20 protein-coding genes are annotated in these 25,026 nt (G+C 70.0%); 9 read left to right on the top strand and 11 right to left on the bottom strand.

The genetic code is table 11. From position 1 onward, the window contains the following. Nucleotides 1-28 precede the first annotated feature (28 nt). The 7 genes from FDP22_RS19960 to uraH form a co-directional block, all read right to left on the bottom strand. On the bottom strand, nucleotides 29-1,114 hold the full coding sequence (locus FDP22_RS19960; RefSeq protein ID WP_138577957.1) for an ABC transporter permease: 1,086 nt from the start codon (nucleotides 1,112-1,114) through the stop codon (nucleotides 29-31). 28 nt (nucleotides 1,115-1,142) lie between these two features. Beyond that, nucleotides 1,143-2,213: an ABC transporter permease gene (locus FDP22_RS19955; protein ID WP_138577955.1), complete on the bottom strand. Its 1,071-nt coding sequence runs from the start codon at nucleotides 2,211-2,213 to the stop codon at nucleotides 1,143-1,145. A 270-nt stretch (nucleotides 2,214-2,483) separates the two neighbouring features. Continuing rightward, nucleotides 2,484-3,989 (bottom strand): ABC transporter ATP-binding protein, encoded by a 1,506-nt coding sequence (locus FDP22_RS19950; protein ID WP_138577953.1) that lies wholly within the window; start codon nucleotides 3,987-3,989, stop codon nucleotides 2,484-2,486. Next, nucleotides 3,986-4,993, bottom strand: coding sequence for a xanthine dehydrogenase accessory protein XdhC (xdhC, locus tag FDP22_RS19945; RefSeq protein ID WP_138577951.1), 1,008 nt, complete (start codon nucleotides 4,991-4,993; stop codon nucleotides 3,986-3,988). The genes FDP22_RS19950 and xdhC overlap by 4 nt, the downstream gene beginning before the upstream one ends. Before the next feature lie 94 nt (nucleotides 4,994-5,087). After that, nucleotides 5,088-7,454 carry a xanthine dehydrogenase molybdopterin binding subunit gene (gene xdhB, locus FDP22_RS19940; RefSeq protein WP_138577949.1) on the bottom strand — a complete coding sequence of 789 codons (2,367 nt, stop codon included), beginning with the start codon at nucleotides 7,452-7,454 and terminating at the stop codon, nucleotides 5,088-5,090. After that, a complete protein-coding gene (gene xdhA / locus FDP22_RS19935) occupies nucleotides 7,451-8,860 on the bottom strand; it encodes a xanthine dehydrogenase small subunit (RefSeq protein ID WP_138577946.1) in 1,410 nt (469 codons plus the stop codon). The genes xdhB and xdhA overlap by 4 nt, the downstream gene beginning before the upstream one ends. Before the next feature lie 3 nt (nucleotides 8,861-8,863). Then, nucleotides 8,864-9,214: a hydroxyisourate hydrolase gene (gene uraH / locus FDP22_RS19930; protein WP_138577944.1), complete on the bottom strand. Its 351-nt coding sequence runs from the start codon at nucleotides 9,212-9,214 to the stop codon at nucleotides 8,864-8,866. Between the two features lie 169 nt (nucleotides 9,215-9,383). Here uraH and dnaE point away from each other — a divergent pair, with 169 nt between their 5' ends. After that, nucleotides 9,384-12,824, top strand: a complete 3,441-nt coding sequence (dnaE, locus tag FDP22_RS19925) for a DNA polymerase III subunit alpha (protein WP_138577942.1) — start codon at nucleotides 9,384-9,386, stop codon at nucleotides 12,822-12,824. A 128-nt stretch (nucleotides 12,825-12,952) separates the two neighbouring features. Further along, the gene (locus tag FDP22_RS19920; protein ID WP_138577940.1) at nucleotides 12,953-13,228 is read left to right on the top strand and encodes an usg protein; all 276 of its coding nucleotides are present in this window, start codon (nucleotides 12,953-12,955) and stop codon (nucleotides 13,226-13,228) included. A gap of 86 nt (nucleotides 13,229-13,314) precedes the next feature. Here the strand turns inward: FDP22_RS19920 and FDP22_RS19915 are convergent, their stop codons facing one another. Then, complete coding sequence (locus tag FDP22_RS19915; protein WP_138577938.1) at nucleotides 13,315-13,524, bottom strand: SlyX family protein; 210 nt, start codon at nucleotides 13,522-13,524, stop codon at nucleotides 13,315-13,317. A 194-nt stretch (nucleotides 13,525-13,718) separates the two neighbouring features. Here FDP22_RS19915 and hisS point away from each other — a divergent pair, with 194 nt between their 5' ends. The 3 genes from hisS to hisG are packed head-to-tail and all read left to right on the top strand — an operon-like array spanning nucleotide 13,719 to nucleotide 17,082. Continuing rightward, nucleotides 13,719-15,221 carry a histidine--tRNA ligase gene (gene hisS / locus FDP22_RS19910; RefSeq protein ID WP_138577936.1) on the top strand — a complete coding sequence of 501 codons (1,503 nt, stop codon included), beginning with the start codon at nucleotides 13,719-13,721 and terminating at the stop codon, nucleotides 15,219-15,221. Beyond that, nucleotides 15,221-16,375 carry an ATP phosphoribosyltransferase regulatory subunit gene (locus FDP22_RS19905; RefSeq protein WP_138577934.1) on the top strand — a complete coding sequence of 385 codons (1,155 nt, stop codon included), beginning with the start codon at nucleotides 15,221-15,223 and terminating at the stop codon, nucleotides 16,373-16,375. Before hisS ends, FDP22_RS19905 begins: the two co-directional genes overlap by 1 nt. Continuing rightward, nucleotides 16,372-17,082 carry an ATP phosphoribosyltransferase gene (gene hisG, locus FDP22_RS19900; RefSeq protein ID WP_138577932.1) on the top strand — a complete coding sequence of 237 codons (711 nt, stop codon included), beginning with the start codon at nucleotides 16,372-16,374 and terminating at the stop codon, nucleotides 17,080-17,082. Before FDP22_RS19905 ends, hisG begins: the two co-directional genes overlap by 4 nt. Nucleotides 17,083-17,175: 93 nt before the next feature. Here hisG and FDP22_RS19895 read toward each other — a convergent pair whose 3' ends face one another. Continuing rightward, nucleotides 17,176-17,622: a DUF1489 family protein gene (locus FDP22_RS19895; protein WP_138577930.1), complete on the bottom strand. Its 447-nt coding sequence runs from the start codon at nucleotides 17,620-17,622 to the stop codon at nucleotides 17,176-17,178. A 248-nt stretch (nucleotides 17,623-17,870) separates the two neighbouring features. Here FDP22_RS19895 and FDP22_RS19890 point away from each other — a divergent pair, with 248 nt between their 5' ends. Further along, the gene (locus FDP22_RS19890; protein ID WP_138577928.1) at nucleotides 17,871-20,150 is read left to right on the top strand and encodes an adenosylcobalamin-dependent ribonucleoside-diphosphate reductase; all 2,280 of its coding nucleotides are present in this window, start codon (nucleotides 17,871-17,873) and stop codon (nucleotides 20,148-20,150) included. 623 nt (nucleotides 20,151-20,773) lie between these two features. Here FDP22_RS19890 and FDP22_RS19885 read toward each other — a convergent pair. Both FDP22_RS19885 and FDP22_RS19880 read right to left on the bottom strand, forming a co-directional pair. Beyond that, nucleotides 20,774-21,211: a carboxymuconolactone decarboxylase family protein gene (locus FDP22_RS19885; RefSeq protein WP_239031971.1), complete on the bottom strand. Its 438-nt coding sequence runs from the start codon at nucleotides 21,209-21,211 to the stop codon at nucleotides 20,774-20,776. 233 nt (nucleotides 21,212-21,444) lie between these two features. After that, on the bottom strand, nucleotides 21,445-22,083 hold the full coding sequence (locus FDP22_RS19880) for a TetR/AcrR family transcriptional regulator (protein ID WP_138577924.1): 639 nt from the start codon (nucleotides 22,081-22,083) through the stop codon (nucleotides 21,445-21,447). 457 nt (nucleotides 22,084-22,540) lie between these two features. Here FDP22_RS19880 and FDP22_RS19875 point away from each other — a divergent pair, with 457 nt between their 5' ends. From FDP22_RS19875 to FDP22_RS19865, 3 genes are read left to right on the top strand one after another with little or no spacing between them, the layout of a single operon-like run. Next, nucleotides 22,541-22,726 (top strand): hypothetical protein, encoded by a 186-nt coding sequence (locus FDP22_RS19875; protein WP_138577921.1) that lies wholly within the window; start codon nucleotides 22,541-22,543, stop codon nucleotides 22,724-22,726. 10 nt (nucleotides 22,727-22,736) lie between these two features. After that, a complete protein-coding gene (locus FDP22_RS19870; protein WP_138577919.1) occupies nucleotides 22,737-23,693 on the top strand; it encodes a homocysteine S-methyltransferase family protein in 957 nt (318 codons plus the stop codon). Next, nucleotides 23,690-24,880, top strand: a complete 1,191-nt coding sequence (locus FDP22_RS19865; RefSeq protein ID WP_138577917.1) for an aminotransferase class V-fold PLP-dependent enzyme — start codon at nucleotides 23,690-23,692, stop codon at nucleotides 24,878-24,880. The genes FDP22_RS19870 and FDP22_RS19865 overlap by 4 nt, the downstream gene beginning before the upstream one ends. The last annotated feature ends 146 nt before the right edge of the window (nucleotides 24,881-25,026 follow it).

Here is a 25,026-nt window from a genome sequence, read left to right as displayed (position 1 = left end):
TGCGCCGTCCGGCCCTCTCGCCCGGGCCTCAGCCCGAGACGTGGAACACCCGCCCCAGGCTGGCCGGGGCGTTGAGCGCGGCGCGCGTGCGGTCTCGCGACATCACCACGAGAACGAGGATGGTCACCAGATAGGGCGCCATGGAGAGCCAGGCCGAGCCGATCTGGAAGCGCGGGTCCGCGAGGCCGAAGGCCAGCGCCGCCACGCCCAGCACGAGCGCCGCGAGCGGCAGGTCCGCCGGCCGCCCGGCGCGCAGGCTCAGGCCCAGCCAGACCAGCCCCACCGCGATCAGCCCCGCGCCCGCCGGCAGCGCCGGGTTCAGCGACAGCGCCTGGGTATTGAGCTGCAGGATGGTGACCCCGCCGAACAGGTAGGCCCCCACCAGCACCCGCCAGGGCTTCCAGGAGGCGAAGACCACGATGGCGAGCGCGATCCAGCCGGCGCCGGCCGTCATTCCCTCCGTCCACTGCGGCACGCGCACGAGGCTGAGATAGGCGCCGCCCATCCCCGCGCAGGCGCCGCCGAAAGCGATGGCGGCGAGGCGGATGGGCACCACCTTCATGCCCAGCGAATGCGCCGCGTCATGGTTCTCGCCCACCGCGCGCAGGATCATCCCGGCCCGGGTGCGGGTGAGGAACCACCACACCGCCGCCACCAGCGCCACGGAGAGGTAGACCATCGCGTCGAAGGAGAAGAGGAGCCGGCCCAGCACCGGGATGTCGCCCAGGCCGGGGATGTCGAGCCGCGGGAAGGAGGGCGGCTTCACGCCCGAGTAGGGCTGCCCGATCAGCGCCGCGAGGCCGAGGCCGAACATGGTGAGGGCGAGGCCCGTCGCCACCTGGTTCGACAGCAGGTATTGCGTCATCACCCCGAAGAGGAGGGCGAGCACCGCGCCGCCGAGCGCGGCTGCGAGAAAGCCCGCCCAGGGGCTGCCGGTCTCCACCGCCGCGGCGAAGCCGGAGATGGCGCCGAACACCATCATGCCCTCCACGCCGAGGTTCAGCACGCCGGATTTCTCCGTCACCAGCTCTCCCGTGGCGGCCAGCACCAGGGGCGTGGCGGCGATGATCAGGCTCACGATCAGGGCGATGGGGTCGAGGGTGCTCAGGTCCATGCGCGGCTCTCTCTCGTCGCGGTGCGGTTCATGCCTTCACCTCCCGCCGGCGCGGCCGGATGCGGTAGCGCACCAGGATGTCGAGGCCGAGCAGGAAGAACAGCAGCATGCCGCGGAAGGTCTCGTTCGCCGCCGCCGGGATGCCGAGGGCGAACTGGGCCGTCTCCCCGCCGATGTAGGTGAGCGCCATGATGGCCGCGGCGAGCACGATGCCCGGCGGCGAGAGCCGGCCGAGGAAGGCCACGATGATGGCGGTGAACCCGTAGCCCACCGGCAGCGAGGGCGCGAGCTGCTGGGCCGGGCCCGCCACCTCGAACATGCCCGCCATGCCGGCGCAGGCGCCCGAGATGCCCATGCAGGCCCAGGTCACATGCGCGCGGTCCACCCCGGCGAAGCGCGCGGCGCGCGGCGCCTCGCCCGAGAGGCGGATGCGGAAGCCCAGGATGTGCCGGCTCATCAGCACCTGCGCCGCGATGACCAGCGCCAGGGTGACCAGCACGCCCACATGCACGCGGGTGTACTCGATGAGCACCGGCAGCACCGCGCTGTCATGGAAGCTGCGCGACAGGGGGAAGTTGAAGCCCTGCGGGTCCCTCAGCGGGCCGGAGACCATGGCGATGAGGAACTGCTCGGCCACGTAGACCAGCATCAGGCTCACCAGGATCTCGTTGGCGCCGAAGCGGGTTTTCAGCAGGGCGGGGATCATCGCCCAGGCAGCACCCGCCGCGGTGCCGGCGACGAGCATCAGCGGCAGCAGCCATATCCCCTGCACGTCGTAGAAGGCCAGCGCCACGGCGGAGGCCGCGACGGCCCCCATGATGAACTGCCCCTCGGCGCCGATGTTCCAGATACCGGCACGAAAGCCCAGCGACAGGCCGATGGCGATGAGCGCCAGCGGCGCGCCCTTCACCATGAGTTCGGAGCGCGAATAGGGGTCGAACAGCGGGTCGATGAAGATCACCTGCATCGCCGCCACCGGGTCCTTGCCCAGGGCGGCGAAGAGTGCCCCGCCGAAGATCACCGTGAGGGCCACCGCCAGCACCGGGGTGAGCAGGAGCATGCTGCGCGAGGGCTCGCGCCGGGCCTCAAGCCGCCACATCCGCGCCTCCCGTCAGAGGGGGCAGGGGCCGGCCGGGCCGGGCTCCGGGGAGCCGCCGCAGGCTGGAGAGGATGCTCTTTCGGGGGGGGCTTCCGACGTGTGCTCTCACCGCGCCTCCTTCATATCCGGGCCCGCGCCGGGCCATCCGCGCCGTGGCGGCGCATCGGGGGACGTCATGCGCGCCGCGGGCCTTCGCGTGGTGTCCGGCCCGGCCGGTCCGCGCCGCCGCGGCGGCGGTGCGCGCCGGCCCTGCGCCTGTGGTTACGTGTGTCACTGTGCGGCCCTCACGGTGCTTCCGCCCATCATCAGGCCGATCTCGTCGATGCCGAGGCTTCCGGCCGGGCGCGGCTCGGAGAGGCGGCCACCGGCGAGCACGGAGAGCCTGTCGGAGATCTCCATCAGCTCGTCGAGATCCTGGCTGATCACGATCACCGCCGCTCCGCCGGCGGCGAGGCTGACGAGGGCGGCGCGGATGGCGGCGGCGGCGGCGGCGTCCACGCCCCAGGTGGGCTGGTTGACCACCAGGACCTCCGGGTTCTGCAGCACCTCGCGGCCGACGACGAACTTCTGCAGGTTGCCGCCCGAAAGCGCCCGGGCGGCGTGGTCCACCCCCGGGGTGCGCACGTCGAAGCGGCGCACCACGGCCTCGGCGAAGCCGGTGGTGGCCTGCCATTTCACGAACCCCCCCTGCGCGAGGCACTGGCGGGTGAGGCCGGTGAGCAGGGCGTTCTCGGTGAGGGTCATCTCGGGGGCCGCGGCATGGCCCAGCCGCTCCTCCGGTGCGGTGCACAGGCCGAGGGCGCGGCGGCGGTTGGGGCCAAGCGCGCCGATCTCCTGCCCGCGCAGCACGATCATGCCCGGCGCCACGGCGCGTTCGCCCGAGAGCGCGGCCTGCAGCTCCTCCTGCCCGTTGCCGGCCACCCCGCCGATGCCGAGGATCTCGCCCTTGCAGAGCGTGAGCGAGACATCGCGCAGCGTGGTGCCGAACGGGTCCGGCGAGGGCAGGGAGAGGCCGGCGAGCTGCAGCACCGCCCCCCCCACCGCGTGGGATTTCGCCACCGGCTGGGCGAGTGCGCTGCCGATCATCGCCTCGGCAAGGGATTTCGCGGTCTCCTCGGCCGGCACGCAGCTCCCCACCACCCGGCCGCCGCGCAGGATGGTGGCGCGGTCGCACAGGCTGCGGATCTCCTCCAGCTTGTGGGAGATGTAGAGGATGGCCACGCCCTCGGCCGAGAGCTTGCGCAGGGTGGCGAAGAGCACCTCCACCTCCTGCGGGGTGAGCACGGAGGTGGGCTCGTCCATGATCAGCAGGCGCGGCTCCTGCAGCAGGCAGCGCACGATCTCCACCCGCTGGCGCTCGCCCACCGAGAGGTCGCCCACCAGCCGGTCCGGGTCGAGCGGCAGGCCGTATTGCGCCGAGACGGAGCGGATGCGCGCCGGCAGGTCGCGCCCGGCCTGGCGGGCTTCCATACCGAGCGCGATGTTCTCCGCCACGCTCATCGCCTCGAAGAGCGAGAAGTGCTGGAACACCATGGCCACGCCCGCGGCGCGCGCGTCGCCCGGGCGGGCGGGGGCGTAGGGCCGGCCCGAGAGGGTCATCTCGCCGGCATCGGGGCGCACGAGGCCGAAGATGGTCTTCACCAGGGTGGACTTGCCGGCGCCGTTCTCGCCCAGCAGGGCGTGCACCTCGCCCGGGGCCACCTCGAAGGAGACGTCGGAATTGGCGATCACGCCCGGATAGGCCTTGGTGAGGCCGCGGATGCTGAGCAGGCTCATGCCACGCCCTCCCGGGGCTGCGCGGCCGCGGCGGCGGCATCTTCGCGCAGCAGTTCAACGGCGATCCCCAGCGCCACGGCGGCCGGGGCCTTGCCGAGCGCGCGCTCGCCGATCGGGCAGTCCAGCCGGGCGATGGCCGCCTCTGAATGGCCGAGCGCCTTCAGGCGGGAGCGGAAGCGCGCGGCCTTGGAGGCCGAGCCGATCAGCCCCAGCCGGGCGAAGGGCCGTGCCAGCACCCGGTGGCAGATCTCGAGGTCGAGGGCATGCGAATAGGTCATCACGATGTGTCGGGCCTCCGGCGGGGCGAGGGGGACGGCATCGGCCGGGTTCACCGCCACCAGCCGCTCGGCATGCTCCGGCACCGCGGCGGGAAACCGCTCCGCCGCGGTGTCCACCCAGAGCACCCGGTAGGGCAGGCCCTGCAGCGCATGCACCAGCGCCCGGCCGACATGCCCGGCGCCGTAGAGTATCACGGGCCTGCCGCGGCCGGCCACGGGCTCCACCGCCCATCCGCCGCTCACAAGCGCGCCGCCCTGCGATGCGCCCGCGCGCGCGGCCCGCAACAGGCGCCGCAGCCCGAGTGGCGCATGCGGCGGCGCGACCCCGGCCAGCGGGGCCTCGCCGCTTGCGGTGGGCCGGGCGAGCGTCGACGCTCCCCCGCGGACCAGCGCCGCCAGGGTGTCGGCCTCCCGCGCGGTGAAACGTTCGAGCAGCAGGCTCACCGAGCCGCCGCAGCACTGCCCCAGGGCGGGCCCCAGCGCCAGCGCCATGCCGGCCCGCGCCCAGGGGCCCGGGGCCTCCAGCAGCGCACGCGCCCGGGCCGTGGCCTCCAGCTCCAGCGCCCCGCCGCCGATGGTGCCCGACTGCCCGTCCCGCCAGACCAGCATCGCAGCCCCCGCCTCGCGCGGGGCCGAGCCGCCGGTGCCGGCCACGACCACCCGCACCACGCAGCCCGCGCGCGCGACCGCGGCACCGAGGGCGTCGATGTCGATCCCCGCGGTCATGCGCGGCACAGGCCGCGCGCCGTCCCGGCGGGGGCGACCCCGGGCCGGGCGACGACCCCGGGAACAGACGCCGCGGGAGCGGAGATCCCCCGGGTCACCATGCCCGGCCCCGCTGGGCATCCACGGCGCGCAGCAGGCGCTCCGGCGTGGCCGGGGCGTCGAGCGCGGGGTAGAGCGTGCCGTCGCCGCAGGAGGCGACGGCATGCGAGAGCGCGAGGAAGGCGGAGGTGCCCAGCATGAAGGGCGGCTCGCCCACCGCCTTGGAGCGGTAGATCGTGTCTTCCGGGTTGTCGCCCTTCCAGAGCGCGATGGTGAGGGCGCGCGGGCGGTCGGAGCAAGCTGGGATCTTGTAGGTGGAGGGGGCGTGGGTGGTGAGGCGGCCCGCCTTGTCCCACACCAGTTCCTCGGTCATCAGCCAGCCCGCGCCCTGCACGTAGCCGCCCTCGATCTGGCCGATGTCGATGGCCGGGTTCAGCGAGCGGCCCACGTCATGCAGGATGTCGGTGCGCAGGATGCGGTTCTCGCCGGTGAGCGTGTCGAGCGCGACTTCCGTCACCGCCGCGCCATAGGCGAAGTAGAAGAACGGCCGGCCCCGCCCCGCGCGACGGTCCCATTGGAGGCGGGGGGTGGCGTAGAAGCCGGTGGCGGAGAGCTGCACGCGGGCCTGGTAGGCGGCGCGGGCGAGCTCGGCGAAGCCCACGGTGCCGGAGCCCACGCGCACCGTGCCTTCCTCGAAACGCACCTCCGAGGCACTCACCTGCCAGCGCTCGGCGGCAAAGGCGGCGAGCCGCTCGCGGATGGTCTCGCAGGCCGCGCGGGTGGCCATGCCGTTGAGGTCGGAGCCGGAGGAGGCGGCGGTGGCGGAGGTGTTAGGCACCTTGCCGGTGTGGGTGGGGGTGATGCGCACGGCGGAGACCGGCTGGCCGAACACCTCCGCCGCCACCTGGGCCACCTTCATGTTCAGCCCCTGGCCCATCTCGGTGCCGCCGTGGTTCAGGTGGATGGAGCCGTCGGTATAGACATGCACCAGCGCGCCGGCCTGGTTCAGGTGGGTGAGGGTGAAGGAGATGCCGAACTTCACCGGGGTGAGTGCTATTCCGCGGCGGATGACCGGGCCGGCGGCGTTCTCCGCCTCGATGGCGGCGCGGCGGGCGTGGTAATCGGCGCGCTCGGCGAGGGTGGCGACCAGCTCGGGGGCGATGTTGTCGGTCACCTCCATCAGGTAGGGCGTGGTGAGCCGGCCGGGGCCGCCGTAGAGATTCGCCTGGCGCACGGCGAGCGGGTCGGCGCGCAAGGTGGCGGCGATATGGTCCATCACCCGCTCGATGCCCACCAGCCCCTGCGGGCCGCCGAAGCCGCGGAAGGCGGTGTTGGAAACGGTGTTGGTCACCAGCCGCTCGGAGGTGATCTGCACCGCGGGCAGGTAATAGGCATTGTCCGCGTGCAGCACCGAGCGGTCGGCCACGGCGAGGGAGAGATCCTGCGACCAGCCGCAGCGGATGTACTGCTCGAAGCGGATGCCGGTGATGCGGCCCTCGCCGTCGAAGCCGCAGCGGTAGTCGATGCGGGCCTCGTGGCGCTTGCCGGTGATGCGCATGTCGTCGTCGCGATCATAGCGCATGCGGCAGGGGCGGCCGGTGCGGCGGGCCGCGACGGCCGCGGCGCAGGCCAGCGCGTTGCCCTGGCTCTCCTTGCCGCCGAAACCGCCGCCCATGCGCCGGGTCTCCACGGTCACCGCGGCGAAGGGCAGGCCGAGCGCCTCGGCCACCTTGTGCTGGATCTCGCTGGGGTGCTGGGTGGAGGAATGCACATGCATCCCGTCCTCCCTCGGCAGGGCGAGGGCGGCCTGGCCCTCGAGGTAGAAATGCTCCTGCCCGCCCAGCTCCAGCCGGCCCTCGATCACATGGGCGCCGGCGGCGATGCCGGCCTCCCAGTCGCCGCGCGAGATCACGATGGGCTCTTCCAGCCGGGAGCCGGCGGCGAGCGCGTCATCGATGCTGAGCAGGGCCGGGAGGTCCTCGTAGACCACCGCCGCGGCCCGGGCGGCGCGGCGCGCGAGGTGATGGCTCTCCGCCACCACGGCAAAGAGCGGCTGGCCGTGGAAGAACACCTCGCCGGTGGCGAGCAGCGGCTCATGATCGCCGGAGGGCGAGACGTCATTGGCGAAGGGAAGGTCCCCGGCGGTGAACACGTCCACCACGCCGGGCATGGCGCGCACCGGGGCGAGGTCCACCGACAGGATGCGCGCCCGGGCCCGCTCCGACAGGCCGAAGGCGAGGTGCAGGCAGCCGCGCGGGGCGGGGATGTCATCGGTGTAGAGCGCGCGGCCCGAGACATGCGCCGGCGCGCTGTCATGCGGGTGCGGATGGCCCACGCCGGGGGCAGCGCGCGGGTGGCCGGCGCCGGGCACCACCGCCGCGTCGGGCGTGCCGCGGGTGATGAGATCGTCGCCGCCGCTCATGCCGCCCCCCGGCCCGCGAGGCGGGTACGCGAGAGCGGGCCCTGGTCTTCCTCCCAGGCGCGCATCAGCAGGTTCTGCGCCACGCGCAGGCGGTAGGCGGCGGAGGCGCGCATGTCCGACAGCGGGGTGAAATCCTCCGCGAAGGCGCGCTGTGCGGCCTCCACCGTCTCGCGCGTCCAGGGCTGTCCGAGGAGGGCGGCCTCCACCGCCGCTGCGCGCTTGGGCACGCCCGCCATGCCGCCGAAGGCGATGCGCGCGGAAGCAACCGTGCCGCCCTCGGTGAGGATGTTGAAACAGCCGCAGACCGCCGAGATGTCCTGGTCGAAGCGCTTGGAGACCTTGTAGCAGCGCAGGGCGTCCGGCCCGGCGGGAATGTGCACGGCGGTGACGATCTCGCCCGCGTTGCGGTCCTGCTGGCCGTAGGCGAGGAAGAAGGCCTCCAGCGGCAGGGTGCGCGGCCCGTCCGGCCCCAGCAGCGAGACCGTGGCGCCGAGGGCGATCAGCGCCGGCGGGCTGTCGCCGATGGGCGAGCCGTTGGCGATGTTGCCGCCCAGGGTCGCGGCATTGCGCACCTGCACCGAGCCGTAGCGGCGCAGCAGCTCGGCGAAATCGGGATAGCGCCCGGCCATCAGCCCGCGCAGCCGGGTGATGGTGACTCCGGCGCCAATGGTGAGGCCGCTCTCGTCCTCGCTCACGGCGGTGAGCTCGGCGACCCTGTGCAGGAACACCGCCGGCTCGATGTCGCGCATCGACTTGGTGACCCAGAGGCCCACGTCCGTGCCGCCGGCCACCGGCACCGCCCCGGGCTCGCGCGCGAGGATGGCGGCGAGGCTCTGGAGCGAGGCGGGCACCATGCCGCCCTCGATGGCCACGTCCTCGTCATGCGCCAGCGCGGCGAGGGCCGCCGTGTCGGCGCCGATCCAGGGGGCGGGGGGCGCGTCGGCCACGGCTTCGGCCGCGCGCACGATGGGGCCGTAGCCGGTGCAGCGGCAGAGGTTTCCGGCCAGCACCGTGTCATGGTCGCGCCGGCCCTGGTGGCGGGCGGCATGCATCGACATCACGAATCCGGGGGTGCAGAAGCCGCATTGCGAGCCGTGCTCGGCCACCATCGCCTGCTGCACGGGGTCGGAGCCATCCTCCGACAGCCCCTCGACGGTGCGCACCGAGCGGCCCTCGAGCTGGGGCAGGAACAGGATGCAGGCGTTCACCGCCTCCTGCACCAGCCGCCCCTCCTCCAGCCGGCCGAGCGCCACGGTGCAGGCGCCGCAATCGCCCTCGTTGCAGCCCTCCTTGGTGCCGGTGAGGCCGCGGCGCTCGCGCAGGAAGTCGAGCAGGGTGAGGCTGGCCGGCGCATCGCGCAGGCGCAGTTCCTCGCCGTTGAGCAGGAAGGTCAGCTCGTCGCGCATGGCTCAGCTCCCCCGGTAGGTGGAATATCCGAAGGGCGAGAGCAGCAGCGGCACGTGGTAGTGCCCGTCCTCCGCGATTCCGAAGCGGATCGGGATATGGTTCAGAAAGCGCGGTCCCTCGCCGGTGGGGCCGGTCTCGTCGAGATAGGCGCCGGCGTGGAACACCAGTTCGTATTCCCCCGCGACGAAGGCATCGCCCGCCAGCAGCGGGGCGTCGCAGCGGCCGTCCGCGTTCGTCACCGCCTCGAGCAGCGCAAGGCGCCCGCCCTCCGCGATGCGGTAAAGCTCCACGCGCAGCCCCGCGGCAGGGCAGCCGCGTGCCGTGTCCAGAACATGTGTCGTCAGGCGTCCCACGGCCCCTCCCGGTCTGATCGCGCATCTGTTATCAGGCCCCATCGGCCCGGCCAATGCAAGACGTTGATTGGACGGAAATGTTTGCCGCCACGGCAGCTGCGCCCCGCGGGCCCGCGCCCCGCGCATCGGTGCTGGCGCTGCCGGGGCAGGGCGCGCTATGCAGGGTGTCATGAGCACGCCGCGATTCATCCACCTGCGCACCCACACCGCCTATTCGCTGCTCGAGGGCGCGATCCAGGCGAAGGCCCTCCCCAAGCTCGCCGCCGGAGACGACATGCCGGCCGTGGCTGTCACCGACACGGGCAACCTCTTCTGCGCGCTGGAGTTTTCCGAGTATGCCGCGGGGGCAGGGCTGCAGCCCATCATCGGCTGCCAGATGCGCCTCGCCTATGCCGCCGCCGCGAGCCCGACCGAGAAGGCCCCCGCCCCGCGCGACATCGTGCTGCTGGCGCAGGACGAGGCGGGCTATCTCAACCTCATGAAGCTCAACTCCTGCGCCTTCCTCGACAGCCCGGACGCCGAGCCCCACATCACCCTGCCCGAGCTCACCCGCCACGCCGAGGGGCTGATCTGCCTCACCGGCGGCGCCGCCGGGCCGGTGGGCCAGCTGCTGCAGGACGGGCAGGGCGCCAAGGCGCGCGCCCTCACCGAGAAGCTCGCCGGGCTCTTCCCCGGCCGGCTCTACATCGAGGTGCAGCGCCACGGCACGGCGCCGGAGCGGCGCACGAAGGCCGAGGCCGCCACCGAGCCCGGGTTCGTCGAGCTCGCCTACGCGCTGGAGCTGCCGCTGGTGGCCACCAACGACGTGCATTTCGCCAACCGCGAGATGTACGAGGCGCATGACGCGCTGCTGTGCATCGCCGATGGCGCCTATGTCGACCAGGCCGCGCCGCGCCGCCGGCTCACGCCCGAGCATTGCTTCAAGACGCAGGCCGAGATGGCCGCCCTCTTCGACGACCTGCCGGAGGCGCTGGAGAACACGGTGGAGATCGCCCGGCGCTGCGCCTTCCGGGTGCGCACGCGCAAGCCCATCCTGCCGCGCTTCGCCGAGGACGAGGTGGAGGAGCTGCGCCGCCAGGCCGCCGAGGGCCTCGCCCGGCGGCTGGAGGTGATCCCGCACGCCGCCCCGGTGGAGGAATACGAGAAGCGGCTGGAATACGAGCTCGGCATCATCGAGGGCATGGGCTTTCCCGGCTACTTCCTCATCGTCGCCGATTTCATCAAATGGGCGAAGGACCATGACATCCCGGTGGGGCCGGGCCGCGGCTCCGGCGCGGGCAGCCTCGTGGCCTACGCGCTCACCATCACCGACCTCGACCCCCTGCGCTACTCGCTGCTGTTCGAGCGCTTCCTGAACCCCGAGCGCGTGTCGATGCCCGACTTCGACATCGACTTCTGCATGGACCGCCGCGAGGAGGTGATCCACTACGTGCAGGAGAAATACGGCCGCGAGAAGGTGGCGCAGATCATCACCTTCGGCGCGCTGCTCTCCAAGGCCGCGGTGCGCGACGTGGGCCGCGTGCTGCAGATGCCCTTCATGCAGACCGACCGTCTGTCGAAGATGATCCCGGTGGAGGGGGTGAAGCCGGTCTCCATCGCCAAGGCGCTGATCGAGGAGCCGCGCCTGCGCGAGGCCGCGCGGGAGGAGGAGGTCGTCGCCCGCATGCTCGACTTCGCCGAGAAGCTCGAGGGGCTGTTGCGCAACGCCTCCACCCATGCCGCGGGCGTGGTGATCGGCGACCGCCCGCTCGACGAGCTGGTGCCGCTCTACCAGGACCCGCGCTCGGACATGCCGGCCACCCAGTTCAACATGAAATGGGTGGAGCAGGCCGGGCTGGTGAAGTTCGACTTCCTGGGGCTGAAGACGCTGACGGTGATCCAGAACGCCATCGACCTGCTTTCCCTGCGCGGCATCAGCCTCGACATCGGCACCATCCCGCTCGACGACAAGGCAACCTACGACCTCTACACCTCGGCCCAGACCGTGGCGGTGTTCCAGGTGGAAAGTTCGGGCATGCGCGACGCCCTGCGCCAGCTCCGCCCCACCTGCATCGAGGACATCATCGCGCTGGTGGCGCTCTACCGCCCCGGCCCGATGGAGAACATCCCGAAATACTGCAACGTGAAGAACGGGAAGGAGAAGCTCGAAAGCCTCCACCCCTCGATCGACCATATCCTGGCCGAGACGCAGGGCATCATCGTCTATCAGGAACAGGTGATGCAGATCGCCCAGGTGATGGGCGGCTACTCCCTCGGCGGCGCCGACCTTTTGCGCCGGGCCATGGGCAAGAAGATCAAGGAGGCGATGGACGCCGAGCGCCCGAAGTTCCAGGACGGCGCGAAGCAGAACGGCGTGGACGCGGCCAAGGCCGCCGAGGTGTTCGACCTGCTGGAGAAGTTCGCCAACTACGGCTTCAACAAGTCCCACGCCGCCGCCTATGCGGTGGTGAGCTACCAGACCGCCTGGCTGAAGGCCAACCATCCGGTGGAGTTCATGGCCGCGGTGATGAACTGCGACATCCACCTCACCGACAAGCTCAATGTCTACGCGCAGGAGATCCGCCGGCTGGAGATCCCGCTGATCCCGCCTTGCGTGAACCGCTCCGAGGCCACTTTCTCGGTGAAGGAGGGCGCGGTGGTCTATGCGCTCGGCGGGCTGAAGAACGTGGGCGTGGAAGCGATGCGGATGATCGTGGAGGCGCGCGGCACCGGCTTCACCGACCTGTTCGACTTCGCCCGCAAGGTGGACATGAAGCGCATCGGCAAGCGCCCGCTGGAGATGCTGGCCCGCGCGGGGGGCTTCGACGAGCTGGACCCGAACCGCCGCCGGGTGCTGGAGAGCCTCGAAGCGCTGATCGGCTATTCCGCAGCCACCCTGGCGGACCGGGATTCGGCGCAGACCTCGCTCTTCGGTGACGGGGGCGAGGCGCTGCCCGCCCCGCGCCTGCCCAACCCGGAGGACTGGCTGCCCACCGAGCGGCTGGCCGAGGAGATGAAGGCCGTGGGCTTCTACCTCTCGGGCCATCCGCTGGACGATTACATGGGCCCGCTGAAGCGCAAGCGCGTGCTCACCTTCGCCGAACTGGTGCAGAAATGCGCCGGCGGGGCCACGGTGGCCAAGATCGCCGGCTCGGTGACGGGGAGGCAGGAGCGCAAGTCCGCCCGCGGCAACCGCTTCGCCTTCGTGCAGCTTTCCGACCCCACGGGGATCTTCGAGGTCACCGTCTTCTCCGACACGCTGGAGCAGGCGCGCGAGTTCCTCGAGCCCGGCTCCAACGTGGTGCTGACGGTGGAGGCCGAGCCGCAGGGCGACCAGCTCAAGCTGCTCGCCCGCGCCGCCCAGCCGGTGGACATGGCCGTGGCCGATGCCGCAGCCTCGGGCCTGCGCATCTTCCTCAACGAGCCGGGCGCGGTGGAGAGCATTCGCGCGCGGCTGGACGATGCCGGCAAGGGCATGTCGCGCGGGCGCGGGCCGGTGCATCTCGTGCTCGTGCACCCGGACCTGCCCGGCGAGGTGGAGATCGCCCTGAAGGAGACCTATCCGGTCACGCCCCAGATCCGCGGCGCGATCAAGTCCGCGCATGGCGTGATGCATGTCGAGGAATTCTGACTTTGGCAGCACTCAGCGGAAATGGCTGCTAACATCCTGAATTATTTCGGCTTTCAGCGAAATTTTCTTGTCACGTTAACCTTGTCGCGGCACGCTTTGCACATGACGCAGTGCAAAAGGGGTGTCGCATGAAACCATCTCTGTCGGAAACCGAGCTGATGCTGTCCGGTCATGGCCTGACCACGGCGCAGATCTTCTACCGGATGCCGGACGCGAAGGCCGTCCTGCAGATCTTCGTCTGGCAGGAGTACGATCTGGCGCCGAAGTTCCCGCGATTGCGCAAGTTCCTGGACTTCTGGCGTGACGAGATCGAGGGGCCGCTGCATTCGGTGGTTTATTGCCACCGCCGCCTGATCCGGCCGGGAGAATGGCGCAAGGTTGACGGAGAGTTCCTGCTGAACTGAGCCGCCCGCGGCGGCGACACGAGGCCGGGCTGGGCGGGAGGAGGCTCCCGCGCAGCCCGGCCCGCGGTGACGCGCCGGGGCAGGGCCTACCAGTGCGGCGGCGGCTGGTGGGCGGGCGGCGCGTCGCCGCTGTCCGCCCGGTCGTTCAGGCGTTCGACCAGCCGGGTCAGGCTGCGCTTGAGCATGTCGATTTCCGACCATTGCCGGCTCACGGTCTCCGAAAGCTCGGTGATCACCATCTCCTGATGCGCCACGTGGATCTCCAGATCCGTGAGGCGTTGCGTCGTGTCCGTCATCCCGTTTCCCCGGTTTTCCCCGTGCTGCAGCCTTCGGCCTACCCCGCGGCCCGCTGCGTTGCAACGCCCCGGCGCCAGCCCGTCCTTGCCCAGGCCCGGAGGATTGGTTAAACCACGCCCGCGCCCGCCTCCCGGGCGTCAGGCAAGCACCGCGTTCCACTCAAGGGCGCACCAGAAGCGGCGGACACCCGACCATGGCCAAGGACAAACTGAAAGTCAGGCGCCCCCGCGCCGAGACCCCCCGCGGGTTTCGCGACTACTTCGGCACCGAGGTGACCGAACGCAACCGCATGCTCGCCACGATCACCGAAGTCTACCACCGCTACGGATTCGATCCGCTGGAAAGTTCCGCGGTGGAGACGGTGGAGGCGCTCGGCAAGTTCCTGCCCGACGTGGACCGCCCGAACGAAGGCGTGTTCGCCTGGCTCGACGAGGACGCCTGGGTGGCGCTGCGCTATGACCTCACGGCGCCGCTGGCGCGCGTGTTCGCCCAGCACCGCAACGACCTGCCCTCGCCCTATCGCCGCTATGCCGTGGGGCCGGTGTGGCGCAACGAGAAGCCGGGGCCGGGCCGGTTCCGCCAGTTCTATCAATGCGATGCCGATACCGTGGGCACCCCCACCGTGGCGGCTGATGCCGAGATCTGCGCCATGCTGTCCGACGCGCTGGAGGCCACGGGCATTCCGCGCGGCGACTATCAGGTGAAGCTCAACAACCGCAAGGTGCTCAACGGCATCATGGAGGTGATCGGCGTGCTCGACCCCGCCGACCCCGACGCCCATGCCGCCCGCCGCGGCATCGTGCTGCGCGCGATCGACAAGCTCGACCGGCTGGGCGACGCGGGCGTGCGCGCCCTGCTCGGCGAGGGCCGCAAGGACGAGAGCGGCGATTTCACGCAAGGCGCGCAGCTCTCGGCCGAGCAGGCCGAGATCGTGATGGGCTTCATGGCCGCGAAGCGCGACACGGGGGCTGCCACCGCCGCCCGGCTGCGCGAGCTTGTCACCGGCTCGGACACCGGCGCGGAGGGCGTGAACGAGCTCGAGACCATGGCCGAGCTGCTCGACGCTTCCGGCTACGGCCCCGACCGCATCCTGATCGACCCCGCCGTGGTGCGGGGCCTGGGCTATTACACCGGCCCGGTCTACGAGGCCGAGCTCACCTTCGAGATCCGCGACGAGAAGGGCCGCCCGCGGCAGTTCGGCTCGGTGGCCGGTGGCGGGCGTTACGACGACCTGGTGAAGCGCTTCACCGGCCAGTCGGTGCCCGCGACCGGCGTGTCGATCGGGGTCGACCGCCTGCTCGCCGCCCTCACCGCGAAGGGCAGGGCGGGGATGGTGGCCGAGGGGCCCGTCGTCGTCACCGCGATGGACCGCGCCCGCATGGCCGATTACCAGCGCATGGTGGCCGAGCTGCGCAACGCCGGCATCCGCGCCGAGGTGTTCCTGGGCGGCGGCAACATGGGCAAGCAGCTGAAATATGCCGATGCGCGCAACAGCCCCGTGGCGGTGATCGAGGGCGAGGACGAGCAGGCCCGCGGCGTGGTCCAGCTCAAGGATCTCGCCCTCGGTGCCCGGCTGGCGGCGGCCATCGAGACCAACGAGGAATGGAAGGCCCAGCCCGCGCAGATGGAGGTGCCCCGCGCCGAGCTGGTCGCCGAAGTGCGCCGCATGATGGCCCGGCGCGAGGCGGACAGCTGATGCTCACCGCGCGCGCCTATCTGCCGGACGGGCGCCTGGGCGCCGGGCTGGCCCGGCTCGAGGCCGAGACGGCGCGGATCCTGCGCGCCTTCGCGGCCGCGGGGGCGGAGGTGGTCGAGCCCGAGGCGCTGCAACCGGCCGATGTGCTGCTCGACCTCTACGGCGAGGACATCCGCGCCCGCGCCTATGTCACGCAGGACCCCGTGGCCGGCGAGATGATGCTGCGGCCGGACTTCACCGTGCCGGTGGTGCGGTTGCACATGGCGCATGGCGCGGCCCCGGCGCGCTATGCCTATTGCGGCCCGGTCTGGCGTGCGCAGGAGCCGGGCTCGGCGCGGCCCAACGAATACCTGCAGGCGGGCTTCGAGCTGTTCGATGCCGGGGACCCGGCGGAGGCCGACGCGGAGGTGTTCGCCCTGATGTCCGCCCTCGTGGGCGAGACCGGCTGCGAGATCGCCACCGGCGACATGGGCATCCTCGCCGCCGTGGTCGACGGGCTGGAGACGGCGCCGCATCGCCGCGCCGCCCTGCGCCGGCACCTGTGGCGGCCCGAGGCCTTCCGCCGCCTGCTGCGCCGCTTCGGCGCCGGGCACGAGGACGCCACCGCGGCCCGCGCCACCCTGCTTGCCGCTGCCGAGCGCGGCGCGGAGGCGGTGGGCGAGCTCATCTCCTGGGCCGGCGAGCCCGTGGGCCTGCGCGACGCCGAGGACATCACCGCCCGCGCCCTGCGCCTGGCCGAGGAGGCCGCGACCCCGCCGCTCACCGCCACCCAGGTGGCCGCGCTGGACGAGGTGCTCTCGGTGAGCGGCCCCTCCCAGGCGGCCCTCGCCCGGCTGCGCGGCCTCGCGCCCGACATGCCCGGGCTCACCGGCGCCTGCGACCGGGTGGAGGCGCGGCTTGAAGCGCTCAGCCGCCGCGGCATCGACGCGGGCGCGCTGCCCTTCTCCACCTCCTTCGGGCGCACCACGCTGGAATATTACGACGGGTTCGTCTTCGGCCTCTCGGCCCCGGGCCGGCCGGACCTGCCGCCGCTGGCCCAGGGCGGGCGCTATGACCACGTGACGGCCGTTCTGGGCGGCGGCGCGGGCATCCCGGCCGTGGGGGCGATCATCCGCCCCGAGGCGCTGATCGCGGCGCAGGGAGGTGCGGCATGAGCCGTCTGAAGCTCGGACTGCCCTCCAAGGGCCGGCTGCAGGGCCAGTGCATCGCCTGGTTCCACGACCGCGGCATCGCCATCGAGCGCTCCGGGGCGGAGCGCGAGTATGCCGGCACGGTCTCGGGCGTGGACGGGGTGGACCTGGTGCTGCTCTCGGCCTCCGAGATCCCGCGTGAGCTGGCGGCGGGGCGCATCCACCTCGGCATCACCGGGCAGGACCTGGTGCATGAGACCATCCCGGGCTGGGAGGGGCGGGTGAGCCAGCTTGCCGCCCTCGGCTTCGGCCGGGCCGACCTGGTGATCGCGGTGCCCTCGATCTGGGTGGATGTGGAATCGGTGGAGGACCTCGACGCCGTGGCGGCGGATTTCCGGGCCCGTCACGGGCTGCGCCTGCGGGTGGCGACGAAATACCACCACCTGGTGCGCGACTTCCTGCGCAAGCGCGGCGTGGCCGATTACCGCATCGTCGACAGCCAGGGGGCCACGGAGGGCACGGTCAAGAACCTCACCGCCGAACTGATCGCCGACATCACCTCCACCGGCGAGACCCTGCGCGCCAACCACCTGCGGGTGCTGGAGGACGGGCTGATCCTCGCCTCCGAAGCGGCGCTCTTCGCCGCCCGCGCGGCAGCCTGGGGCCCCGAGGAACGCGAAACCCTCGCCACCCTCTGCGCCCGCATGGGACTGAGCGAACCGGCGCTCTGAGCGGGCGGGAGCCGGCCCTCTCGGCGGAGACGAAGGGACTCGAACCGCTGGCACCCCGCGGTCTGCCGATGCGTGGGGCGACGGGAGGGCCGGTCAGCCGATTCCGATGTCGTCGAGATGGCGGCGCAGGGCCTCGGGGAGGGCGGCGCGGTCTTCGGCGCCGGTGGAAGCGAGGTCGTCCGGGGCGTCGTCGGAGGCGAGGTAGCGCCAGCCCTGGAAGGCGCGGCGCGGGCGCACGCGGGTGAGCACCACCTCCGGGTCGAGCTGGATGGCGCAGCGGCGGATGCCGTCCTCGCCGAACACTTCCTCGAAGCCGGTGATGCGCTGGCGGGCGCGGATCTCGCCGCGGAACACCCAGTAGAGCGACCCGCCGTCAAGGATCTCCGCCGCGCGCTTCGGCCACATGCGGGTGACGTGCCGGGGAATCGCCGGACGGCCCGCGGCGGCGTGCTCCTCCATGCGCTGGCGCTGCCACACGACGAGGTCTTCCACCTCGTCCGCACCCACGCAGAGCTTGATCATGTTGAGAGCGCCGGCCATCGGAAATCTTCCCTTTCGCTTCCCCCGACTCCGGATATAACCCCCGCTCGCCGGGACGGAAAGAGCGCTTTCTCTCAAACCCCCTTGCACGCGGCGGCTTGGCATGCCAATTGAGGGGAACGCTGCATATCGCGGCCCGAATGTTGTAAACCACCACCACTTGTGTTCTGCCCCTGGTTTCCGGATTGACCGATCCGGGCCACAGAGCGTAAACTTGCCTGTCCCTGAGGACCTTGCGGAGACCGTCCATGACCCGTTTCACCAGCCCCATCGCCGAACAGATCTGGGACATGAAGTACCGCTTCAAGGAAGCGGGCGGCGTGGCCCATGACGCGACGGTGGAGGACAGCTGGCGCCGCGTCGCGCGCTCTCTCGCAGCCGTGGAGAAGGACCCGGCGGCCTGGGAGGAGAAATTCTACCACGCCCTGGAGGACTTCCGCTACCTCCCCGCCGGCCGCATCCTGGCCGGGGCCGGTACCGAGCGTTCGGTGACGCTGTTCAACTGCTTCGTGATGGGCACGGTCCCCGATTCGATGGCCGGCATCTTCGACATGCTCAAGGAAGCCGCGCTCACCATGCAGCAGGGCGGTGGCATCGGCTATGATTTCTCCACCATCCGCCCGCGCGGCGCGCCGGTGAAGGGCGTGGGGGCGGATGCCTCCGGCCCGCTCTCCTTCATGGATGTGTGGGACGCGATGTGCCGCACCATCATGTCGGCGGGCTCGCGCCGCGGCGCGATGATGGCCACCATGCGCTGCGACCACCCGGACATCGAGGATTTCATCACCGCCAAGCGCGACCCGGCCCGCCTGCGCATGTTCAACCTCTCCGTGCTGGTCACCGACCCGTTCATGGACGCGGTGAAGGCCGACGGCAGCTGGGACCTCGTGTTCAAGGGCAAGGTCTACCGCACCGTGCAGGCACGCGACCTGTGGAACCGCATCATGCAGTCGACCTATGATTACGCCGAGCCGGGCGTGATCTTCATCGACCGCATCAACAAGATGAACAACCTCAACTACTGCGAGACGATCGCGGCCACCAACCCTTGCGGCGAGCAGCCCCTGCCGCCCTACGGCGCCTGCCTGCTCGGCTCGATCAACCTCGCCCGGCTGGTGAAGGACCCGTTCTCCGCGGAAGCCGCCCTCGACATCGCCGAGCTCACCGACCTCGTCGCCACCGCGGTGCGGATGATGGACAACGTGGTCGACGCCTCGCGCTTCCCGCTCGATGCCCAGGCCGAGGAGGCCCGCAACAAGCGCCGCATCGGCCTCGGCGTGACCGGCCTCGCCGACGCGCTGCTGATGCTGGGCCTGACCTATGGCACCGAGGAGGCCGCGCAGCAGACCGAGGACTGGCTGCACGCCATCGCCCGCGCCTCCTACATGGCCTCCGCGCATCTCGCGCAGGAAAAGGGCGCCTTCCCGCTGTTCGACCGCGACAAGTACCTTGCCTCCGGGTCGCTGACGGAGATGGACGAGGACGTGCGCGCCGCCATCGCCGAGCACGGCATCCGCAACGCGCTGCTCACCTCCATCGCGCCCACCGGCACCATCTCGCTCTACGCGGGGAACGTCTCCAGCGGCATCGAGCCGGTGTTCGCCTATGCCTACACCCGCAAGGTGCTGCAGCCCGACGGCTCGCGCACCGAGGAGGAGGTGGTGGATTACGCGGTGCAGATGTACCGCGACATGTTCGGCGCCGATGCCGAGCTGCCCGCCTATTTCGTGAACGCCCAGACCCTGCCGCCGCTCGCCCATGTGCGCATGCAGGCCGCGGCGCAGAAATGGATCGACTCGAGCATCTCCAAGACCATCAACTGCCCCGAGGACATCTCCTTCGAGAGCTTCAAGGAAGTCTACATGGCGGCCTGGGATCAGGGCTGCAAGGGCTGCACCACCTACCGTCCGAACGACGTGACCGGCTCCGTCCTCACCGTCGCCGCGGAGAAGGTGGAGACCAAGAAGGAGGACGAGGTGGCCGAGCACACCGGCGACGTCGTCTACATCGCCGACCCGCTGGACCGGCCCGAAACCCTCGAGGGCCAGACCTACAAGATCAAGTGGCCCGAGAGCGAGCACGCCATCTACATCACCATCAACGACGTGATCGTGGGCGGGCGCCGGCGGCCCTTCGAGGTGTTCATCAACTCCAAGAACATGGAGCATTACGCCTGGACCGTGGCGCTGACGCGGATGATCTCGGCCGTGTTCCGCCGCGGCGGCGACGTGAGCTTCGTGGTGGAGGAGCTGAAGGCGGTGTTCGACCCGCGCGGCGGTGCCTGGGTAGGCGGCAAGTACGTGCCCTCCATCCTCGCGGCCATCGGCGGCGTGATCGAGCGGCATCTGGTGGAAACCGGCTTCATCGCCGGCGAGGGCCTCGGCCTGAAGACCGACCCGCGCGCCGAGGCCATCCGTGTCGGCGAAAAGCCCCGCGGCCCGGCCTGCCCGAACTGCGGCCAGTATTCGCTGATGATGGTCGAAGGCTGCATGACCTGCTCCGACTGCGGCCACTCCAAGTGCGGCTGAAGCGGGCTGGGGGCTTGTTTGATGTTGTGGCGGGTCAGGCGACATGACCTAAACGTCTCAAAAGCTCGTTTTGGCTGAGGTGATAAAGAAACGGCCTCGGGGGAGTACCCGAGGCCGTTTGCATGTCTGGCTAAGGCGACGTCTAGTGGTGTTGCGGGGGCAGCATGCCGAGGAGGGCAGTCGATCTTCATTGCGCGTGGTGTGATCGTATGAGGGAAGGCAGGCGGAGTAAGTGGATTCGGTTCCGCGTACATCAGATCTTAGTTCGTCAGGAGATTTCGGCCCATTGCGGCCATTCGTCAGGCTGGGCGCCGCTGCGGCGCAGCTTCCCCAAACCGGCCATCGGTGTCATCACGCAGCATACTTTGACAACCCAAGGTCAGCAGTGCGGACTTTTCTGCCGTTCGCTACCCACGCTCAGTGGTCGCCGTAGTCACAATGGCCGTCGCCAGAGCGGGCCTAGAACAATCATGTCCGCTCTTCGAGTGAGCGGGTCTTATTTCAGTGGAATTTTGGTTCGGCTCACTCGCCCTCGTGAGAGACGGACGGCGAAACATCGGTCTCACCATCTTGAGCAGGATAAAGGGTCCCGCGACAAACGCCGCGGGACCCTTTATCTCCGTTCAGCGGCCGAATTCCTCGCGGAAGTCGTCGAAGTCCACCTGCATGCCGTTCAGAATGGTGCTCCAGTGACGTGTCAGGGCCGCCTGCGCCACCGCTTCGCGGATCTGGCCATCGGTCGCCCCGGCGGCCTTTGCGGCCTTGGTGTCGGCGAAGACGCAGAACTGACAGGGGATCTGCGCCGCAACGGCGATGTTGATCAGGGCTTTCTCGCGCGCCGAGAGCTCGGTCGTCTGCGAGACCTCGAGGTCCCGGGTGAGCCGCCAAGCGGCGGCCACGCCGTGCTCGGGGTAGACCTTGAAGAAGCTCGGGACGAAGCCGAAGGCGCGCTCGATCTCGGCGAAGGCCTCGGTGGAGGTTTCCTGCGCGCTGGCCGGGACGGCTTGGGCAAGCGGGGTCACGGACAGGGCCGCGGTGACGATGATGGTCTTGAAGTTCACGTGTGTCTCCAGTTCGGGAAGGGGCCAGGGAAGCCGGGCTGTGTCGGACCCCGTCCGATTGGCCAGGGCATGGCGTTCTTCTCGCTGAAATTTGGGCGAAGACATATTTCACCCATGGTCCGAACTTAGGCGAAAACGAATCTATCGACTGAAAACATATACTTGCACGTCAAAGACAGGGCATCGTTCCGCACCGGCCGCCGCCGCATCGCCGCCCGGTCTGCACCTGCGGTTCAGTTGGTTGGGGCCGCCCGCGCCTCGACCGGTTCGAACAGGAGCCGGACATAGGACCGAAGCAGCAGCAGCTGTTCCGACAGTATCTGCGGCTGCCCGACGGCCTTGGACAGCACGATGCCGCCTTCGACCGTGTTCGAGATCATGTCGGCCAGGGAGCGCAGGTCCACGTCGTCGCGCGGCGAATAGGTTGCCGCGATCTCTTCGAGCATCTTGAGAAACCGCGCGCGCCAGATCAGCACGGCGTTCCGGTTCAGCTCCCGCACGTCGCGGTCGAACATGCGTTCTGAGTAGGTGAAGGTTGCGACCAGGCATCCGGGATGCCCGTTCGGCAGGTCCGCCATCATCTCGGACAGCAGCTTCAGCCCGATCAGGAAGGAATGCAGCGGGTCCCCGTGCAACTCGCGCGCGCGGCTGAAGACATCGTCGAGCAGCGCCTCCTCGGTGTCGAGATACCGCTGCAGCAACGCGCGGGCGAGCTCGTTCTTGTCGCGGAAATGGTAGAAGAACCCGTTCTTGGAAATGCCGGCCTCGGAGATGATCTCCTCGATCGAGGTTGCGCCGAAGCCTTTGGCCAGAACGCCGGCCTCGGCGATGTCGAGCAGCCGCTCACGGGTGCTGGGCTTGGTCTGCGCCATGTCCGTCTTCCACATCCTGCTGCACCGAAAGTGCAGTTTTGCCGATCCTAAAATTCTCCCGGTCAAGCGGAAACGGCGCAGTGCTTTGAGTTGTAAATGTATTTGTGCCGCGTCCGGACTGGACCATGTGAATTCTATCCCTCTGGGTCCCCAAGGTCCATTCCTTGGCCAGTCGCTTCGATCCCCGGGGCGACGCTTCGCACAAGGACCGATCCAATGCACCGCACACCCTCCCGTTTCGCGCCCGGAGCATGCCTGGCCACCACCTTGGCCGCGATGGTCGTTGCCTTCTTCGCGGCGATCCCCACCTCGGGGGACTACGCCTCGGAAGGTCGCAACCTCCCGAGGGCCGAGCGCGCAGCCGCTTTCTCTCCTGACGGCAACGTCATCCACGGATCACGATAGCCATTCCGGAAGCGGCGCGGAGCGCGCTTCCGGACCCGAAAGGACCAAACCCATGATCACCGCCATCCGCCTGACCCGCGACATCCCCTTCCCGGGATTCGTCGACAGTTTCCTCGCCGCGCGTCGGCATCGTCAGCGGCATCGCCTCGAACAATGCCTTAGGCGCGACCTTCCCCTGTATATCCTGCGCGACATCGGCCTTTCCGATGAGGCGCCGGCCCCCGGATTCCGCCTTTAGGAGACTTCCCATGACACATCACGACATCCCGCCGAGATCGCCGGGCCTAACTTGGTTGACCGAAGGCGGTATCGAGACCGAGATCATGTACAAGTGGGGATACGACTTGCCCCGGTTCGCCATGTTCCCGCTGCTGGAGGACCCGAAGGCGGCCGAAACGATCCGCGGCATGTATCGCCGCTATCTCGACGTGGCCGCGCGCTACGGCATGGCGGCGCTGATCGGCGGCTTCGACTATCGCGCCAGCGCCGATTGGGGCGCCCTTCTGGGCTATTCCCCGGAAAGCCTGGCCGAGGCCAACATCGGCGCCATCGACTTCCTGCGGCAGATGGCGCGGGAATACAAAGGCCAGATCGCGGATGCCCGGCTGGTCGGCTACCTGGGTCCCCGCGGCGATGCCTACAGCCTGAACCGGACGATGACCGAGGCGGAGGCCGAGGAGTACCACGCGGCGCAGCTCGCCACGCTGAAGCGGGCCGGTGCCGACCTGGCCTGGGCCGTGACCTTCAACAACCCGGCCGAGGCCCGCGGCGTGACCCGGGCGGCCCGCGCCCTCGACATGCCGCTGGCGCTGTCGTTCTCCCTCGGCTCGGATTCTCGGCTGGCAACGGGCGCGAGCCTGCAGGAGACAATCGAGGCCATCGAACGGGACAGCGACGCGTATCCGGCGTTCTACGCGCTGAACTGTTCGCATCCACTGGAGTTCGAACCCGCCCTGACCCCCGGCGGCTGGCAGGACCGGCTGCGCTGCATCCGGCCCAATGCCGCGAAGATGGACAAGATCGCGCTCTGCAAGCTCGGCCACCTCGAAGAGGGCGACCCGGAGGAGCTGGGCCGGCAGATGGCGGACGTAGCGCGCCGCTTTCCTAAGATGGACATCTGGGGCGGGTGCTGCGGCACCTGCGAAACCCACCTCGACCAGATCGCGACGCGTCTGAAAGAGGTACGGATGGAGGAAGCGGCATGACCCCCGACCTAACCCACGAGATCGATGTCGGCGCCCTGCGCGCCGACACGCCTTCCTGCGCCGGCGTGATCCACCTCAACAACGCCGGGGCATCGCCCAGCCCCGACCCAGTGCACCAGGTTGTGACCGCGCATCTCGACCTCGAACGCCGGATCGGTGGCTATGCCGCCGCCGAGGTGGCCGCCGAAGGGCTGGCGGCTTTTTACGACGAGGCTGCAGGTCTGCTGAACGCCCAACCGGACGAGATTGCCTTCGTCGAGAACGCGACCCGAGCATGGGGCATGGCCTTCCATGCGCTCCCCTTGCAAGCCGGCGATCGGGTACTCAGTCACGGTGCCGCCGAATACGCCTCGAACATGCTGGGCTTCCTGCACGAGGCGAAGCGGCGCGGGATCGTCGTGGACCAGGCGCCGTCGGACGAGACGGGACAGGTGGATATCGCCGCGCTCGAGGCGATGATCTCCCCGCGCACTCGGTTGATCGCGCTGACCCATGTGCCCACGCATTGCGGCCTGGTGAACCCGGCCGAAGTCGTCGGCGCAGTGGCCCGACGTCACGGCATTCCCTACCTTCTGGACGCCTGCCAGTCCGCCGGACAGATCCCGCTCGACGTGCGGCGCATCGGCTGCGACATGCTCTCTGCCACCGGAAGGAAATTTCTGCGCGGTCCACGCGGCACCGGCTTCCTTTACGTGCGGCGCGACTTCGCCGAAACACTCGATCCGCCGATGATCGACCTCGCGGCGGCGCGGTGGTCTGGCGCCGTAACCTTCGACCTTGCCCCCGGCGCCCGCCGTTTCGAGACCTTCGAACGCCATGTTGCGGGGCAGATCGGCCTCGGACGGGCGATCCGCTATGCCAGAGACGTCGGAATTCACAGGATTGCGCATCGTGTCGGAGATCTCGCCGACCGCTTGCGCGAACGCCTGTCGGAGACGCCCGGCGTCAGTCTGCATGACCCGGGCGCCCTGCGGTGCGGGATCGTGAGCTTTCGATGCAGAGGCGAGCACGCGAATATCACCGTGGCCCGTCTGGCCGAGCGGCGGATCATGGCCTCGGTGTCACGTATCGAGATGGCCCGGACGGATTTCGAAGCGAATGGCCTGGACGCTCTGGTTCGCCTGTCGGTGCATTCCTTCAACACGGAGAGGGAGGTCGATCAGGCCGTCGACGTCGTGAGACGCTGACAGTCGAAAAGCCGCTCGCAACTGGACCCGGAGCCTGAAATGGTGCTTTCGGCTGGCCGCTATTGGTCATTCGTGACGAGGCGTGTCTCGATGCATGCGCGGACTGGATGTGGCGCCGTGCGGTCAGTCTGCGCTCGGAGCGGGCT

Source organism: Paroceanicella profunda (assembly GCF_005887635.2).
Classification (GTDB): Bacteria; Pseudomonadota; Alphaproteobacteria; order Rhodobacterales; family Rhodobacteraceae; genus Paroceanicella; species Paroceanicella profunda.
Note: the sequence above shows the minus strand (reverse complement) of the source record. Positions and strands in the feature narration are given on the sequence as shown.